Origin of the sequence: Brevibacterium sp. NPDC049920 (genome assembly GCF_040656435.1) — a bacterium.
In the GTDB taxonomy this organism is placed as follows: Bacteria; Actinomycetota; Actinomycetes; order Actinomycetales; family Brevibacteriaceae; genus Brevibacterium; species Brevibacterium pityocampae.
Genome location: NZ_JBFAMF010000005.1, coordinates 1 through 14,827, shown reverse-complemented (window position 1 = coordinate 14,827; position 14,827 = coordinate 1). Strand labels below are relative to the sequence as shown.

The following is a 14,827-nucleotide window of genomic DNA, read 5'->3' as shown; positions in this document are numbered from 1 at the left end:
ATGAACTGGCTGGCCAACAACTGGCCCCAGGTCGTCGATCTCACCGGCGCCCACCTGGTGCTCAGCATCCCCGCGATCCTCCTCAGCGTGCTCATCGCGGTGCCGATCGGGCGCCTCGCGTTCTCCCGCCCGCGCCTGGGGTCCCCGCTGCTCGGAGCCGCCTCGCTCATGTACGCGATCCCCGCGCTGCCGCTGCTGATCATCATCCCCGCCGTGCTCGGGTTGCCCCTGCGCTCGCGGGCGACCATGATCGTCGCGCTCACCGTCTACGGCGTCGCGCTGCTCGTCCGCACCGCCGCGGACGCCTTCGCCGCCGTCGACGCCCGCACCCGCGATGCGGCGATCGCGCTCGGCCATTCGCGCTCGAGCGTGTTCTGGCGGGTCGACCTGCCCCTCGCGGTGCCCGTGCTCCTCTCCGGCGTGCGGGTGGTCACGGTGAGCACCGTGAGCCTCGTGACGATCGGTGCGCTCATCGGGGTGCCCGGCCTCGGCTCCCTGCTCACCGACGGCTTCCAGCGCGGCATCACGGCCGAGGTCGTCACCGGGGTGCTCGCCACCGTCGTCCTCGCGCTCGTGCTCGACGGCCTCCTCCTGCTCCTCGGCCAGGCGCTCACCCCGTGGGCGCGCACGAAGGCCGGCCGCGGCACCCACCGTCGGGCCGCCGGAGCGGGGAGCCGCGGATGAATCTCTTCCTCGAAGCCGTGTCCTGGCTCGCCGATCCCGCGCACTGGACGGGCCCGAACGCCGTCGGCGTGCGGATAGTCGAGCACCTGTGGATCTCGTTCCTCGCCGTGCTCATCGCCGCAGTCCTCGCGGTGCCGGCCGGGATCGTCATCGGGCACACCCGCTGCGGCGCCGGGATCGTCGGGGCGCTCACCGGGGCGGCCCGCGCGATCCCCACGCTCGGCCTGCTCACCCTGTTCGGCCTCGCGCTCGGCATCGGGCTCGAGGCGCCGCTGCTCGCCCTCGTCGTCCTCGCCGTGCCCTCGCTGCTCGCCGGCGCCTACGCCGGGGTGCAGTCGATCGACCCGGTCATCCCCGACTCGGCCCGCGCGATCGGCCTGAGCCCGGCCCAGGTCATCCTCCGGGTCGAGGTGCCGCTCGCCTCGCCCGTGCTGCTCGGCGGGCTGCGAGCGGCGACCCTGCAGGTCGTCGCGACGGCGACGCTCGCCGCATACACCGCCGACTACGGGCTGGGGCGCTACCTGTTCTCCGGACTCAAATCCCGCGAGTACGATCAGATGCTCGCCGGCGCGCTCCTCGTCGCCGTCATCGCCCTCCTCCTCGAACTCCTGCTCGGCGCCGCCCAGCGCCTCGCCCGCACCCGCATCGCCCATCCCGCACCGGAGAGGACCTCCTCATGAATCGCACACCGCTCACCCTGCTCGCCGCGCTCACCGCCGCCGGCCTGCTCACCCTGTCCGCGTGCGGGGGCGACCCGCTCGCCGAGGACACCACGGGCTCCGGGGGCACCGGCGGCGGAGGCGGCGACACGATCGTCATCGGCTCGCAGGCCTACTACTCGAACGAGATCATCGCCGAGGCCTACGCCCAGGCCCTCGAGGCCGCCGGCGAGTCCGTGGACCGGCAGTACCAGATCGGGCAGCGGGAGGTGTACCTGCCGGAGATCGAGGCCGGGGAGATCGATCTGTTCCCCGAGTACTCCGGCCCGCTCCTCCAGTACTGGGAGTCCGACACCCCGGCGCGCCAGGGCGAGGAGGTCTACAGCGCCCTGCAGGAGGCCATGCCCGACGGCCTGCGCGCCCTCGCCCAAGCACCGGCGACCGACCAGGACTCCTACGTCGTCACCCGCGAGTTCGCCGAGCAGCACGATCTCACCACGATCGCGGACCTCGCCGAGGTCGACGAGGACCTCACGCTGGGCGCGAACTCGGAGGCCGAGAACCGGCCGAACGGACCGCAGGGCATCAAGGAGGCCTACGGGATCGACGTCGGCTTCTCCCCGATCGAGGACAGCGGCGGTCCGCTCACCGTCAAGGCGCTCGAGGACGGCGACATCCAGCTCGCGATCGTCTACACCGCCGACCCGTCGATCACCGAGAACGACCTCGTCGTCCTCGAGGACCCGGAGGGACTGTTCCTCACCTCGCAGGTCGTGCCGATCGCCGGCGAGAACGTGTCCGAGGACGCAGCAGCCGTCGTCGACGAGGTCAGCGCGGCGCTCACCACCGAGGTGCTCCGGGATCTCAACGCACGCAGCGTCACCGACGAGCTGCCCTCGTCGACGATCGCCGGGGACTGGCTGACGGAGGAGGGATTGCTGTGACCGGCGCGGACGCAGGCATCACGCTCTCCCACCGCTTCGCCGACGAGCTGCCGGAGCTCGCGGTGCCGTGGCAGGCCGCGAAGCCGCCCGAGCCCCGACTCCTCGTCCTCAACGATCCGCTGGCCGCGCAGCTCGGCCTCGACCCGGAGGCGCTGCGCGGCCCGGACGGAGGCGGCTCGAGTGCCGGACTCGGTCTGCTCACGGGAACCGCGCCGCCGGCCGGGACGCAGCCGGTGGCCCAGGCCTACACCGGGCACCAGTTCGGGACGCTCAACCCGCGCCTCGGCGACGGGCGGGCCCTGCTGCTCGGCGAGGCGGCGGGACCCGGCGGAGAACTGCTCGACATCCATCTCAAGGGGTCGGGGCGCACGCCTTTCGCTCGCGGCGGGGACGGGCTCGCCGCGGTCGGGCCGATGCTGCGGGAGCACCTCGTGAGCGAGGCGATGCACGGACTGGGGATCCCCACCACGCGGGCGCTCGCGGTGGTCGCGACGGGCGGCTGGGTGCGCCGCGAGCGGGCGCTGCCCGGTGCGGTGCTCGCCCGGGTCGCGCGCAGTCATGTGCGGGTGGGCAGCTTCCAGTTCGCCCGGCTGTCCGGCGACGACGCGCTGCTGCGCCGGCTCGCCGATCACGCGATCGACCGGCTCCACCCGGAGGCACGCGCGGCCGCCGACCCCTACCTCGGCCTGTTCGAGGCCGTCGTCGCGGCGCAGGCGGAGCTCGTGGCGCGGTGGATGCTCGTGGGATTCATCCACGGGGTGATGAACACCGACAACATGACGATCTCCGGGGAGACGATCGACTACGGTCCGTGCGCGTTCATGGACGCCTTCGACCCGACGACCGTGTACAGCTCGATCGACACCGGCGGGCGCTACGCGTATGCGAACCAGCCGCTCATCGCCGAATGGAACCTCGCCCGGTTCGCCGAGGCGCTCCTCCCCCTGCTCGGTGAGGACCAGGAGGCCGGGATCGCGGCCGCCCAGGAGGTGCTCGGCGGGTTCCGCGCCCGCTACAGCGCGGCGTGGACGGCCGGCATGCGGCAGAAGCTCGGGCTCCGGGACGCGGTGTCCGAGGAGACCGCGGGCGAGGCGATCAACGCGATCCTCCTCATGCTCCGGGACCACCGGGTCGACTACACGGGATTCTTCCGGGGTCTGGCGGACGCAGGCAAGACTGGTCCGGGAAGTGCCGGCGGCGGTGCCGGGGCGCGCGGTGATGACGCGGGTCGTGCCGGGCAGGGCAGTGCAGACGCGAGCGTCGTCGCCGAGATGCTCGCCGACGTCCCCGAGTTCGCCGACTGGCTCGAGACCTGGCGAGGGCTGGATCCGGATGCCGCGCTCATGCGGCGGGTCAACCCGGTCTACATCCCTCGCAACCACCTCGTCGAGGAGGCGCTCGCCGCCGGGGAGGCCGGGGACATGGAACCGTTCACCCGGCTGCTCGAGGCGGTGACGGATCCGCACACCGAGCGCCCAGGGCTCGAGCGGTACGCGCTGCCGGCACCCGAGGACTTCGGACCCTACCGGACCTTCTGCGGGACGTGAGGACTGTGGGCGGCGCATGCCCGAACGCTTGACGGGTTCCATCCGCACCGATAGAAGTGATGCATGTCACTCGATGAGGAGTCGCGGCACCTGATCGCGGCATTCGCCGCCGCTGGGCGGTGATGTGCGGGGATCCTGGACCGAGGTGTTCGCGGACTCCCGCAACCGCCGCGTCGTCGTCAAGGCCGTCCACGGCGGTGGGAGAAGGCGCGGTGTGCTGTCGGACCCGCTGCCTGCGGATCCCCCGATGGACGGCCCCCAGCTGGTCGAGGACTGGATCGAGCACGACGGGAGAGACCGCAAGGCCTACGTCGCCGGTGGGTGAGCGGGCTGCTCAAGCCCTCGACTCTCGACCACGAGCACACCACCGAAGGTGAACCCTTCGCCGTAGACGGTGATCTCGCCGCCCTCGCCCGGCATGCAGCGGCCGGCCTCGGGATGCACCTCGCCGGCGTCGACGGGGTCATCGGCCCGCGCGGCCCGGTCGTCGTCGACGTCAACGCCTTCCCCGGCTTCCGCGGGGTGTGGACGGTGCGCCGGAGGCGGTAGCGGAGCATCTGGTCGAGCACGCGGGGCGGGCCGGGGCTGATCCGGACCGGGCGCCGGACCACCCGTGTCCGAACCCGCCGGTAGGGTGAGACCGACAAGCGAACCGAACGGGACTGCCGGATCAGCCGACTACTGATCCGGGTCGTCCTCGCGATCCTCGAGCAGGGTTTCGACGTGGCGACGCAGGTCGGCGGCGTGCACCGAGATAACCTGCCACACGATCTCGTAGTCGACCGCGTCGTATTCGTGGGCGAGCCGGTTTCGCATCCCGACGGCACGGCGCCAGGTGGGCTGTTCGGCACGGTCGCGCAGGAAGTCCTCGGGCAGTCGGCGGACCGCTTCTCCCAGCTTGAGTACGAGGGAGTCTGCCGCGAGGTGCGGTACGCCCAGCTCAGGGTCGCTGTCGTACCACTCCCGGCCCCGGGCCGCCAGCGCCTCCGCGCGACGACACAGCCGAATGATGTCCTCGAGTCCGCGGCGGATCCCAGCGGTCAGCGGTGGGTTCACAATGCCACCGTAGCGCGGGCGATCTCGTGATCAGCACGGAGCGAGCGCGAGGTGATGATGTCCACGCCTCTGCCCAGCAGCTCCTCCAGCAGCTCTGCGGCATCGATGATGTCGAGCAGGTCCAGGTCGGGCTCTGCATCGACGAGCAGATCGATGTCGCTGCCAGGATGATCCTCATCGCGGGCGACGGAACCGAACACCCGGGGATTGCTCATACGGTGCTCCCTGAGCACGGTCAGGATCGCGTCATGATGGTGGGCCAGAGCGGCGCGAGCGGAAGGTCGCAGTGCCGAGTCCAGGCGCTCGACGGTGGCCGCCGAGGGGCGGCGCCGGCCTCGCTCGTAGGCGGCGATGTTCGGCTGCGGCACACCGCTACGTTCGGCGAGCTGCGCCTGGGTGAGTCCCGCCTGCACTCGACGAGATCTGAGGTCTTCCATGACCCGAGTATAGCGCGCGATATACTCGCGCGATCCCGCTGACGATCGACCCCGTGCCGAGGGCCGGCGGCCAACGCCGTCGGCCCGAGGAGCACTGCCGTGCCCGCGGCGCACCCCGGCAGGCCTCTTGCGTCAGACCAGCCCGCTGCTGAGGAGGAAGATCGCGAGGCCGTGGGCGATCGCCGCCGGGATGACGCCTCGGCGCAGGCGGAGGAACGCGCAGATCAGACCCTCCCAGAGGGTGAATGCCAGCAGCGGCCATCCGACGTCGGTCACGGTGGTGGCGAGGTAGGCGTGGCAGGCCGCGAAGATGACGGCCGACAGCAGCGCGGCACGCACGGCCGGCATGGCGGTCTCGAGCCGCCCCTGCAGGTAGCCCCGGAAGAACACCTCCTCGCCGAGGTTGCCGGCCAGCGCCATGAACGCCAGGGCGGGGAGCACGCCGAGAGCGACCGCGCCGCCGCGCTCCTCCAGCGGAGCTGCGGCCGACACCGCGAGGATGGGAGCCGCGGCGAGGATCCCGCCGAGGATGCCCAGCCCGAGGGTGCTGGGATTCGGCGTCCCCCACTGCACGAGCGACCGCAGGCGCGGGTCACGCAGGGTGGCGAGGACCAGGAGGATGCTGCCGAGACCGAATGCCACGAGCACCACCGGGTCGTCGGTCATGCGCAGCCAGGGCACGAAGTCGCCGACGAGTCCGAACTCCCACAGCCGGGTGGGAGTCATCGCGTCACGGATGAGGATGAAGCCGAGGATGAGGACGACGATGCGCAGGAGCGAGTCGCGGTCCGCACGCGCCAGCCAGAAGCACACCCCGAGGAGGAGCAGGCCGGGGACGAGCATGGCGCCATAGCCCAGCAGCGTGCTCGCGGAATCGAGAAGATCGGTCATGGAGATGCCCCTCCGGGGATGACGGTGCGAGCTGCGAACGGTCGGGGAGTGAGAACGACCCCGCCGGTGGCGGGGCCGTTCTGCTGTTCACTTCGGTGGACCTCCGTAGCAGCTTCTCAAACCCCCGGAAGCCGCTCGGATCGCTGATTTCCCGTGTTCTACGGGGTTCTCGGGCTCGTCAGCCGCGCGCTCGGGGTGCTCGGATGACCGATGAGCGCGGTCCGGTGCGTGAGAATTCGCGGCAGTCTCAAACCCGTTTGAGCGTCTCCAATCGAGCCGAGCTGATCGCCGGTTACGCCGATGGTGTGCCCGTGCGGGAGCTGGCGACGCGATTCAACGTGCACCGCGGCACTGTGCGGGAGATAGCTCGGGAGGCGGGCTTGGCGGCGCGTCGCCCGGAGTTGCCGGACGCGATCCGACAGGACGCCGCTCAACTCTATGCGGGTGGGATGACGCTCGCTCAGGTCGCCGCGCGACTCGGAGTCAGCCATGAGGCCGTGCGCTCGGCGGTGATCGCGTGCGGCGGGACGATCCGTACCGGCGGTCGTCGCCGGGTCGGTGCCTGAGTTCTCACACTTCACCGAATACCTATCGCGTCCACCGCGGCACGCTCTTCGGCGTCGTCTGCTTCGGAAGACAAGCTGGTGCGCTCGCGACGGGCGGTGATGGACTCGCGGACACGGGCGCGGATTAGGAGCACAGCGCTGACCGGCCCGATCCAGAGCATCTTGAGCATGTTCCAGATCGCCCACAGCACTGCGAGGTGGAGCCATCCGGGGGCGCCGTCGTCGATGAGTTGGACACAGGCGTTCGCGATCAGGATGTACGGGACTGCGAGCAGCATCGCGGGGATACCCCACTTCAAGCCGCGTCGGCGGGTTCGGATCGCATACAGCAGGATGTTGGTGGGCATGTAGCGCCGCAGGAAGTAGCGGGTGTGGACGCTGACGGTCCAGATCAGACGGATCATGGTCTTGTTCCTCTCCATCGCACAGTGCATCTGGTGAGGCAGTGCGTTGAAGAATGACCCGAGGGTCTGCCGAGACCGGCGCGTTACAGAGGAGAAATCCGCCTCATCAGGCAGTCTACGGGTGATTCCTGTCAGAAGGAAGAAGCTGGACAGCCAGGGTCGCGGTCCTGGAGCGCTCCGACTGGTCGTCCGCCCTACTCTCGTATGAGGCGTGGATCATGCTGCGTGCCGGTGGCCCGGCGAGGCGACTGGGCAGGCCGATTTCGCGACCATACGCTTGTTGAATGTACCCGCCACCAGCCGGGCCGGACCTGACGGCCGAGCAGTGTCAGGAGCTTGACGACACTTTTTTGTCGTCTGATCCGTACGGGTACTTCAGCGCTCGGATCGGCATGATGCTGCGGTGGGCAGAGTCGGACGTCGACAGCGATGAGCATCCCCTGGCCGCATCCGCGGAACAGCAGCACGCGATCGAGACCCGTGGGCGGTTCGCTCGCCTCCTTGGTCGGCCGGTGGGCTTCGTACCCGAGACCTCGCCGAGGTCCATTGCCACACAGGTCGCCACGGACGCGTACGCCCTGCGGCACCATGCGGCTGAGTCGCTTGTGCGGTTGACGGCGGCACTCTCGCAACGGACGAACGTCGCCGAATCGTGCGTTTGGGAAGCCCTGTCGGCCGGGCGAAACCAACTCGATCAGGTCGTAAGCCAGCTCCGCGAGTCCTTCTCCTCGGCGGAGGCCCCGATGCAGTTCGTCCGTCTGGTTCTCCGCGAGCAGGACTTGCAGAGCGGGATGACGGGCCGACTTGCTTCGGCGTCCAACGTGTTCGCTGACTGGCTCCAGTTCGCTATCGACCTACTCGTGGGACATGAGCTCCAACTCAACGCTGCTCACAACAAGGTCAAGCACGGTCTCTCAGTCCGCGCTCGTGATGATCTCAAAGTCTCATTCGTCACCACTCCGCCCAGCGCAGATGGGACCATCCCGGTTGGTGTGCTGACCGGCCCGGACGCTGTGGACATCTTCGACCGCCCCGTCATCGAAGTTCTCGCACAGGCACCCAAGGTGGACGGGCATCGACAAGGGCTGGAGCTAACGCAGTTGAGGGTGGATGTCCCTGCCGTTCTCGCCGAGGCCTACATGATCGCCTGGGCCCACGGGGCGATGTTCCATGTCGCGGCCACGAAACACTTCGAAGGACGGGTAGACCTTCCCGACTATCTGGGCGCTCCCGCTCATCCCGGTTATCCCGTGGGCGGCCCACATCCTGACCATGTTTCCGGCAAGGCTCCGGTGGGAATGAGGTTCCCTCTCACCACTCCTCCCGGTGGCGGGCCTGCGAGGCGGCCAGCGGGAATCGCGTTTCGAGACTCGTTCATTCCGCTCATATTCACTGGCTCTGCGATGCGCAACGTTCGCGTTGTTGCGGACGAGGCAACGGAGGAGGCGTAGGTGCGGGCGCCAAAGAACGAAGCTACGGGAACCTCGGGTGAGTCTGAGGTCTTGGCGCAGTTCGAGCGCTTGGGCTGGGGAGGGGTGATCGATAGCCGGCACGACACAGGCACCGATCTATATCTGCGGCCGCGAGATGCCCGCCGGTACGAACTCGGCGCCGTGATGGGTGCCCAGGTCAAGACCGGGTCGTCTTACTTCAAGACCCCGCAGAAGGACGCCGAGGGCACGATCACTGGGTGGTGGTTTGCCGAGGACGACCGTGAACACTTCGACTACTGGCTGCGCCACGCGCTGCCCCACGTGGTGATCCTGCGCGATCAAGACAGAAACCTCTCGTTCTGGGTTCACGTCACCCCTGCGCGAGTCGTCTCGACCGGCAAGGGCGCCAAGATTCTTGTACCGGCCTCCCAAACCGTTGACGCGGACCACAACGAAGCACTCTCCGACGTCGCGCTGACGCAGCTTCCGACTCCGACCTGGGACGGCACTGCGTGGACCGGCGCGGTGCATCTTGCACCGGTCGACGAAGTTCGGCATGCCCTCATCACTCCCCGGCTCATCGCACCCCACCCGAACCTGGTCCCAGATTCGATCTCCGGGCTCGAAGCCCTCGCCATGCAAGTGCACTTCCGGGACGACCTTGAACGGATTCTGGAACCGATGAGCCTTCCTGCGCTCGCAGGGGAGAATGACGCCGAGCGGAAGGGGCTGTCACTCGACGATGCACGTGAGGCCGATGACTGGTGTTGGCGCGCCACCGCGGCCCTTCATCTCTGGCACTACCAGGGAGAACCCGCTGACCTGCTTCAGCTTGTCGACCTAGCTTCCACGCCGAGTGAACGCTCCGCGGCATCCGTGCTCCGCTGCGTCTATCACTTCGACGAGAACGATCCCGATACGGCGCTCCAAGTGCTTCAGGACGCCCTGGCACATGACGACTACTCCTCAGTGGATCACGCATGGCTAGAAGCTCAACGAGCACGGGCGCTGCTGGAGGTCGGACGACACGAGGAGGCTTTCGACCTCGCGATGAAGACCCAGCGAATCCATCGAGAGGCACCGTCGGACGTCACGGCTGCGGCCATCGCGGGCGCGTGTGCGCTGACGTCGTTCAGGGCCAGCGGATGGATGCAGGGCGACATCGCCAACATCATCCAGCGCAGCGACAACCCAGCGTCGTGGTGGAGAACCCAGGTGATGTCCTATGGGCTATCCGCTCATCTCTCTGAGGAGTTCCGGAGATGGAGCGAGGATGCGTCGATTCGGATCGGGGGCTCGGACACTGCCCACAAGCGCCTGCTTTCCGCGGCGTTGCTGGCCTCGTGCGCTGGTGACCACGACGGGTGGCGTGGCGCAATTGGCGCTCTCGCGGAGCACTTCCTTGTCACCACCGGCCCCACGGATGATCCCGACAGGGTCGCCGGCCGGCTGACTCTTCTCCGTCTCTCCGGTGACAGCAAGAGCACTGGGCGCGCGACTCGACACATCGTGCGCACGGGTCCAACGATGGCCGCCAGGATCGCGGCGAGCAGCGTGGACTTGTCTCGATCGACTCGAACGACCGCTTTGGCAGATATCGAACTGCTGACGGCCGCCGGCGACGTTCTCGAACCAGCACGCGCCGACGAAACCTGTGCGTGGGCGCTGGCGATGCTCCAAGAGCCACAGGCCTACCTGGAACGTGCTCGGCCTACATTCATCGTGCTCTACAAGATCATCGATCTGCTGAAGGCCATGGTGTGGACGTTGAGCGAGGACGCCCTTCACAACGTGATCGACTACTTCCTCGACCAGCCCCCGGTCACCGACGACGGAACCGCGCAGACACTCGCCCGGCTGATCCATACGATCCCCGCATCCGCGTGGCGTGAGAGTGACCGTCAGCGCGCGGCGAACCGATCTGACGGCGACGCCGCCTACCTACGCGAGGCCTTCTTGAGGGTCGCTGCTCCTGCAGTAGCCGAGAGTCGCGAGCAAGTCCTTCAACGAGCCCGGGCCGGGGAGTTGATCGTCTTCGAAGCCATCGACGACGTGCGAACGCTGCCCTCCGATGCAGTCAATGCTCTTACTGACCGACTGTGCAGCGTCATCGACAATCTCATCGAGGATGCCGCCAAGGGGGCGTACAGTGTCGGCGGTCTCGACCCCGGCCATGCAATGACCCTGCTCGGTGTCTGGCACCCGTCGAGTGGGCGGTGGGATCGTATCGAAGCTCTGTTGACGGCTCCCGGGGTCCGACCTCAGCAACAGTCTGGCGCATTGCAGGTACTCGCCATCCATGGAGCGACACTCGCCGACCCAATCAAGACACAACTTGTCGAAGCCGTGTCAGCGCTTCGGAACCGAGAGCCAGTGCGGACCTTCTTCGATGACGACGAGGACATCCGCGGCCTCGCCGCCGAAGCGCTCGCTGCTCTCGCAGATGAGGCCGCGCGCGAACCGTTGATACGGGACCTTCTTGGCGGGGACACCGTTCGCCGTGCCGCAAGTGCACGGATCATCGAACGTTTCGGAGACAAGGCAGAGTCCGAACTCCTTCTCGCTCTAGCGGGTGACGCAACCGAAGCCGTACGTGACGCGGCGCTCAGAGGGCTGAGCAGGTTGGTCGTTGCCGAGCGCGCATCTGAGGGAGTCGCGACGATCCTGTCGAAGGTCCTGAAGTCTGGCGGAAGGCGGAGTGCCGCGGCGGTCGTTTCCGGGCTCCACACGCCTTCGGAGGTGCCAGCCGTTTCTCAACTGCTGACCATCGCCGCGCAGCACCCTTCAGCACAGATTCGCGAAGCTGCACGCGAGAGCACCAGCGACTGAGAGTTCCGCAGGCGCTATTGTTCCTCCGCCGTCGGCGGTGGCAGTGATGCTCGATCCGTGCTGGAATCCGCCTCATCCTCGGGTGCTGGCGGTGCGAGTTGCTGCCTGGTGAAGGCGTCGCTCATTTCATTGAGTTCGACCGTCTCTGGCGCTGGGTAATCCAAGCGATCGACAACACGCTTCATCGTCTTGTCTACGCCACCCACGGCCTTGGTGAGGTCTTTGATCGCGCCACGTACATGGTGCAGTGAGCCGTCCGGAGCGTCCCTGGCCTGACGCCACTCTGAGATGTCGATCTGAATTTCGAGGACAGGCAGCGGACCGTGCGGGCCCTCGCCTTCGACACGCACAGTGCGGACCTGTGGTTCCTCGCTGGACAGGAGGTCGTAGCCGGCACCGAGCGTCCACCGGATTTCCCGTTTCGGCGCGAGTGAGCGGAGTCCGCTGGCGAGCACCCGCTGAACACTCTCGACCTTGTCCGACTGTTGCTGGCCGGCTGGAAGCGGTGGATCGAACGTCACCCTCACGTTGCGTGCGACGGTGGGACCGTTGTTACCCACCACCACGTGCATCACGGTGCCTTGTTGCATATCTGGCTGGATGTCCGCCCACACGTAGGGCTGTAGTGCCTCATGAGCGAGATCGCGTTGTAGTTGAGTCTGCTCCCGCGCGGCGGCTGCCTGCTCGCGTTGGATCTCCGTCTGGTCGTGCGCCGCCTTCGCCTGCCTCGCGGCCGCCCGCGCTGCCCAGATGGTGAATGGCAGGGCGAAGGCCGAGATGACCAGGGCAACGATTGAGATGGCTACCATGCTTCAACCTTCCCATGGCGGTCTGACACAGGCGGGACTGATGCACGGATAGGTGACATTTCGGGTTTCACGCTGCAAGTGCAACGGGTTCAATGATGGCTTCGTACTCCACCGGGGTCAATTTCCCGAGACGGGCTTGACGACGTCGGCGGTGGTAAGTCCGCTCGATCCAGGTCACGATCGCGATCCGCAGCTGCTCATATGTAGTCCACCGGCGGCGGTCGAGGACGTTCTTTTGCAGGAGCGCGAAGAACGATTCCATGGCCGCGTTGTCACCTGCTGCCCCGACCCGGCCCATCGATCCGATGAGCCCGTGACGGGCCAGCGCGCGGAGGAACTTGCGTGACCGGAACTGAGATCCTCTGTCACTGTGTACCACGCAGCCGCCCACGTCGCCGCGCCGGGCGACGGCCATCTCGAGGGCATCGACGGCCAGCCGGGCCTTCATCCGCCGGTCGATGGAGTAGCCGACGATCCGCCCCGAGTAGACGTCCTTGACCGCGCACATGTACAGCTTGCCCTCGGTGGTCCTGTGCTCAGTGATATCGGTCAGCCATAGTGCGTTCGGGGCGGTGGCGGTGAATACCCGTTCGACGAGGTCATCGTGGACCGGCGGGCCCGGCGGTGGCCCATTCTTCGCACGGGCTTTGCCGAAGACGCTCCACCACGAGTTGTCCGCGCAGATTCGCCACGCCGTGCGCACGCACATGGCCTCACCGATGGCTTCGGCTTCGTCGGCCAGCAGTCGGTAGCCGAACTCCGGGTCGTCCCGATGAGCCTCGAACAGCGCATTGGCCCGATAGGCCTCAACCAGCTCGGCCGGCCCGATGGGTTGTCTGAGCCAACGGTAGTAGGGCTGGCGGGAGAGCTTGAGCACCCGACACGTCACCGCCACGGGAACCCCGTCGGCGGCGAGCTCTCTCATGAGCGGGTAGAGCCTTTTGACGGCAGATTCGCCTGCGACAGATACGCTGCGGCGCGGCGCAGGACCTCGTTCTCCTGCTCCAGCAACCGGTTGTGGCGCCGCAGCTCGCGCAACTCGGCGGACTCATCGGTGGTGGTGCCGGGCTTGCTGCCGGCATCGATTTCGGCCTTTCGGATCCACTTCGTGACGGTGCCTTCGTGGACGCCGAAGTCCTTGGCAATCTGCGCGATCGTAGTGTGCTCGTCCCGATTCAGGGCAACGCGCACGACGTCGTCGCGAAACTCTTTCGGATAGGGCTTGGGCATGATGCTGACATCCTTCCAGACCTGCCTGTTAGCAAGCCAGATCAGGTGTCACCTATCCGTGCATCAGTCCCGCCCGCTCCCGCGCCGAACAAGACCGCGCCCGTCCCGCACCGGACGCCGTGTCGCCGGTTCCCGGCGCATGTCGGGACAGCAAGGTAGAATCGGACCAGCAAGAAGCCAACGACTGAACCTCCGGTTCGGTCGTGGTGCGCAGTCCTGTTTGGCCTTCGTGGCTTACCCAGCAGGCTCCGATATCGAGTCGGCTGGGTCGTGTTTCCCTTTTACGAGTCGCACCGCACCAAGCGGTAGCCGCCGCTTGTGCTGGCCCCGATCAATCCGGGGAAGGGAACACGACCCGTGACCATTACACAACCACCAGCCACTACTGCTCTGGACCGCATCGGTGAGACCACCACCATGGCCGTCTCCTACCTGCGCGTGTCCACCAAGGAACAAGCCGAACGCGGCGGCCGTGCCGAGGGCTTCTCGATCCCCGCCCAGCGGGAGGCGAATTTGCGCAAGGCCCGCGACCTGAACGCCGTCATCACCGAGGAGTTCATCGACGCCGGCGAGTCCGCCCGCAAGGCCGACCGGCCCGAACTGATGCGGATGATCGAGTACGTCCAAACGCACCAGGTCGCATACTGCATCGTCCACAAGGTCGACCGGCTCGCCCGCAACAGCGCCGATGACGTGACCATCCACCTCGCCCTCAAAGAGGCCGGGGTCGTGCTCGTCTCCGCGACCGAGAACATCGACGAGACTCCGTCGGGGATGCTGCTGCACGGCATCATGTCGACCATCGCGGAGTTCTACTCCCGCAACCTCGCTGGCGAGGTCTCCAAGGGCATGAACCAGAAGGCGCTCAGTGGCGGCACCAACGGCAAAGCACCCATGGGCTACCTCAACGTCACCCGCCGCGACGAACTCGGCCGCGAGGTCCGCACCGTCGAGGTGGACCCCGACCGTGCCCCGCTGGTGCGATGGGCGTTCGAGGCCTATGTCAAATCCCGGGTTTAGTTGAGGCTGAACGGTTGTTCTGTATTCAGGCTGCGTTGCCGATGGTCTGGTTCTCGGCGAAATGTGTGGCCTCGATCTCGGCAGGGGTCTGGTAGTCGAGCATGGAATGGAGCCGTTCGGTGTTGAACCAGTGGACCCAGTCCGCGGTCGCGGCCTCGACGTCCTCCCGGCCGGCCCAGGGCCCGTCGAGGTGGATCAACTCTGCCTTGTAGAGCGAGTTCAGTGTCAAATCCCGGGTTTAGTTGAGGCTGAACGGTTGTTCTGTATTCAGGCTGCGTTGCCGATGGTCTGGTTCTCGGCGAAATGTGTGGCCTCGAT

General features: G+C 67.3%; 17 protein-coding genes. 10 read left to right on the top strand and 7 right to left on the bottom strand.

The features are described 5' to 3' along the window. From AB0I45_RS05935 to AB0I45_RS05910, 6 genes are all read left to right on the top strand, one after another. Complete coding sequence (locus AB0I45_RS05935; RefSeq protein WP_295688649.1) at positions 1 to 684, top strand: ABC transporter permease subunit; 684 nt, start codon at positions 1 to 3, stop codon at positions 682 to 684. Continuing rightward, positions 681 to 1,364 (top strand): ABC transporter permease subunit, encoded by a 684-nt coding sequence (locus AB0I45_RS05930; protein WP_295688651.1) that lies wholly within the window; start codon positions 681 to 683, stop codon positions 1,362 to 1,364. Before AB0I45_RS05935 ends, AB0I45_RS05930 begins: the two co-directional genes overlap by 4 nt. Continuing rightward, on the top strand, positions 1,361 to 2,287 hold the full coding sequence (locus AB0I45_RS05925; RefSeq protein WP_247618695.1) for an ABC transporter substrate-binding protein: 927 nt from the start codon (positions 1,361 to 1,363) through the stop codon (positions 2,285 to 2,287). The genes AB0I45_RS05930 and AB0I45_RS05925 overlap by 4 nt, the downstream gene beginning before the upstream one ends. Next, the gene (locus AB0I45_RS05920) at positions 2,284 to 3,834 is read left to right on the top strand and encodes a protein adenylyltransferase SelO (RefSeq protein WP_295688653.1); all 1,551 of its coding nucleotides are present in this window, start codon (positions 2,284 to 2,286) and stop codon (positions 3,832 to 3,834) included. Before AB0I45_RS05925 ends, AB0I45_RS05920 begins: the two co-directional genes overlap by 4 nt. A gap of 124 nt (positions 3,835 to 3,958) precedes the next feature. Beyond that, on the top strand, positions 3,959 to 4,159 hold the full coding sequence (locus AB0I45_RS05915) for a hypothetical protein (protein ID WP_247618697.1): 201 nt from the start codon (positions 3,959 to 3,961) through the stop codon (positions 4,157 to 4,159). Then, complete coding sequence (locus AB0I45_RS05910; RefSeq protein WP_247618698.1) at positions 4,156 to 4,383, top strand: hypothetical protein; 228 nt, start codon at positions 4,156 to 4,158, stop codon at positions 4,381 to 4,383. The genes AB0I45_RS05915 and AB0I45_RS05910 overlap by 4 nt, the downstream gene beginning before the upstream one ends. A 129-nt stretch (positions 4,384 to 4,512) precedes the next feature. Here the strand turns inward: AB0I45_RS05910 and AB0I45_RS05905 are convergent, their stop codons facing one another. The 3 genes from AB0I45_RS05905 to AB0I45_RS05895 all read right to left on the bottom strand — a co-directional run bounded on the left by AB0I45_RS05905 (position 4,513) and on the right by AB0I45_RS05895 (position 6,218). Beyond that, positions 4,513 to 4,890 (bottom strand): HepT-like ribonuclease domain-containing protein, encoded by a 378-nt coding sequence (locus AB0I45_RS05905; protein WP_247618699.1) that lies wholly within the window; start codon positions 4,888 to 4,890, stop codon positions 4,513 to 4,515. Next, a complete protein-coding gene (locus AB0I45_RS05900) occupies positions 4,887 to 5,327 on the bottom strand; it encodes an XRE family transcriptional regulator (protein ID WP_295688656.1) in 441 nt (146 codons plus the stop codon). Before AB0I45_RS05900 ends, AB0I45_RS05905 begins: the two co-directional genes overlap by 4 nt. Before the next feature lie 132 nt (positions 5,328 to 5,459). After that, the gene (locus tag AB0I45_RS05895) at positions 5,460 to 6,218 is read right to left on the bottom strand and encodes a CPBP family intramembrane glutamic endopeptidase (protein ID WP_295688658.1); all 759 of its coding nucleotides are present in this window, start codon (positions 6,216 to 6,218) and stop codon (positions 5,460 to 5,462) included. A gap of 203 nt (positions 6,219 to 6,421) precedes the next feature. Here AB0I45_RS05895 and AB0I45_RS05890 point away from each other — a divergent pair, with 203 nt between their 5' ends. Continuing rightward, positions 6,422 to 6,784 carry a helix-turn-helix domain-containing protein gene (locus tag AB0I45_RS05890; protein WP_295688661.1) on the top strand — a complete coding sequence of 121 codons (363 nt, stop codon included), beginning with the start codon at positions 6,422 to 6,424 and terminating at the stop codon, positions 6,782 to 6,784. A gap of 11 nt (positions 6,785 to 6,795) precedes the next feature. On the opposite strand, the gene AB0I45_RS05885 is transcribed toward AB0I45_RS05890, so the two are convergent. Further along, positions 6,796 to 7,188: a hypothetical protein gene (locus tag AB0I45_RS05885; protein WP_295688662.1), complete on the bottom strand. Its 393-nt coding sequence runs from the start codon at positions 7,186 to 7,188 to the stop codon at positions 6,796 to 6,798. 284 nt (positions 7,189 to 7,472) lie between these two features. On the opposite strand from AB0I45_RS05885, the gene AB0I45_RS05880 reads away from it, so the two are divergent. After that, positions 7,473 to 8,639, top strand: coding sequence for a hypothetical protein (locus AB0I45_RS05880; protein ID WP_295688663.1), 1,167 nt, complete (start codon positions 7,473 to 7,475; stop codon positions 8,637 to 8,639). Beyond that, positions 8,640 to 11,450, top strand: coding sequence for a DUF4365 domain-containing protein (locus AB0I45_RS05875; RefSeq protein WP_295688665.1), 2,811 nt, complete (start codon positions 8,640 to 8,642; stop codon positions 11,448 to 11,450). 14 nt (positions 11,451 to 11,464) lie between these two features. Here the strand turns inward: AB0I45_RS05875 and AB0I45_RS05870 are convergent, their stop codons facing one another. Next, positions 11,465 to 12,259, bottom strand: coding sequence for a hypothetical protein (locus tag AB0I45_RS05870; protein ID WP_295688667.1), 795 nt, complete (start codon positions 12,257 to 12,259; stop codon positions 11,465 to 11,467). A gap of 67 nt (positions 12,260 to 12,326) precedes the next feature. Beyond that, a protein-coding gene (locus AB0I45_RS05865) for an IS3 family transposase (RefSeq protein ID WP_295688669.1) occupies positions 12,327 to 13,489 on the bottom strand; the annotation gives its coding sequence in 2 pieces (ribosomal slippage) (positions 12,327 to 13,202 and positions 13,205 to 13,489; 1,161 coding nt in all). A 417-nt stretch (positions 13,490 to 13,906) separates the two neighbouring features. Between AB0I45_RS05865 and AB0I45_RS05860 the strand changes: the two genes are divergently transcribed. After that, on the top strand, positions 13,907 to 14,509 hold the full coding sequence (locus AB0I45_RS05860) for a recombinase family protein (RefSeq protein WP_345030699.1): 603 nt from the start codon (positions 13,907 to 13,909) through the stop codon (positions 14,507 to 14,509). Between the two features lie 25 nt (positions 14,510 to 14,534). On the opposite strand, the gene AB0I45_RS05855 is transcribed toward AB0I45_RS05860, so the two are convergent. After that, complete coding sequence (locus tag AB0I45_RS05855; RefSeq protein WP_360317353.1) at positions 14,535 to 14,738, bottom strand: integrase core domain-containing protein; 204 nt, start codon at positions 14,736 to 14,738, stop codon at positions 14,535 to 14,537. Positions 14,739 to 14,827 lie beyond the last annotated feature (89 nt).

What these genes read in the sequence shown, in the direction of transcription:
- AB0I45_RS05880 (WP_295688663.1), top strand. Translation starts at nt 7,473, where the DNA reads ATGTACCCGCCACCAGCCGGGCCGGACCTGACGGCCGAGCAGTGTCAG.
- AB0I45_RS05860 (WP_345030699.1), top strand. Translation starts at nt 13,907, where the DNA reads ATGGCCGTCTCCTACCTGCGCGTGTCCACCAAGGAACAAGCCGAACGC.
- AB0I45_RS05900 (WP_295688656.1), bottom strand. Translation starts at nt 5,327, where the DNA reads ATGGAAGACCTCAGATCTCGTCGAGTGCAGGCGGGACTCACCCAGGCG.
- AB0I45_RS05925 (WP_247618695.1), top strand. Translation starts at nt 1,361, where the DNA reads ATGAATCGCACACCGCTCACCCTGCTCGCCGCGCTCACCGCCGCCGGC.
- AB0I45_RS05895 (WP_295688658.1), bottom strand. Translation starts at nt 6,218, where the DNA reads ATGACCGATCTTCTCGATTCCGCGAGCACGCTGCTGGGCTATGGCGCC.
- AB0I45_RS05890 (WP_295688661.1), top strand. Translation starts at nt 6,422, where the DNA reads ATGACCGATGAGCGCGGTCCGGTGCGTGAGAATTCGCGGCAGTCTCAA.
- AB0I45_RS05870 (WP_295688667.1), bottom strand. Translation starts at nt 12,259, where the DNA reads ATGGTAGCCATCTCAATCGTTGCCCTGGTCATCTCGGCCTTCGCCCTG.
- AB0I45_RS05885 (WP_295688662.1), bottom strand. Translation starts at nt 7,188, where the DNA reads ATGATCCGTCTGATCTGGACCGTCAGCGTCCACACCCGCTACTTCCTG.
- AB0I45_RS05935 (WP_295688649.1), top strand. Translation starts at nt 1, where the DNA reads ATGAACTGGCTGGCCAACAACTGGCCCCAGGTCGTCGATCTCACCGGC.
- AB0I45_RS05930 (WP_295688651.1), top strand. Translation starts at nt 681, where the DNA reads ATGAATCTCTTCCTCGAAGCCGTGTCCTGGCTCGCCGATCCCGCGCAC.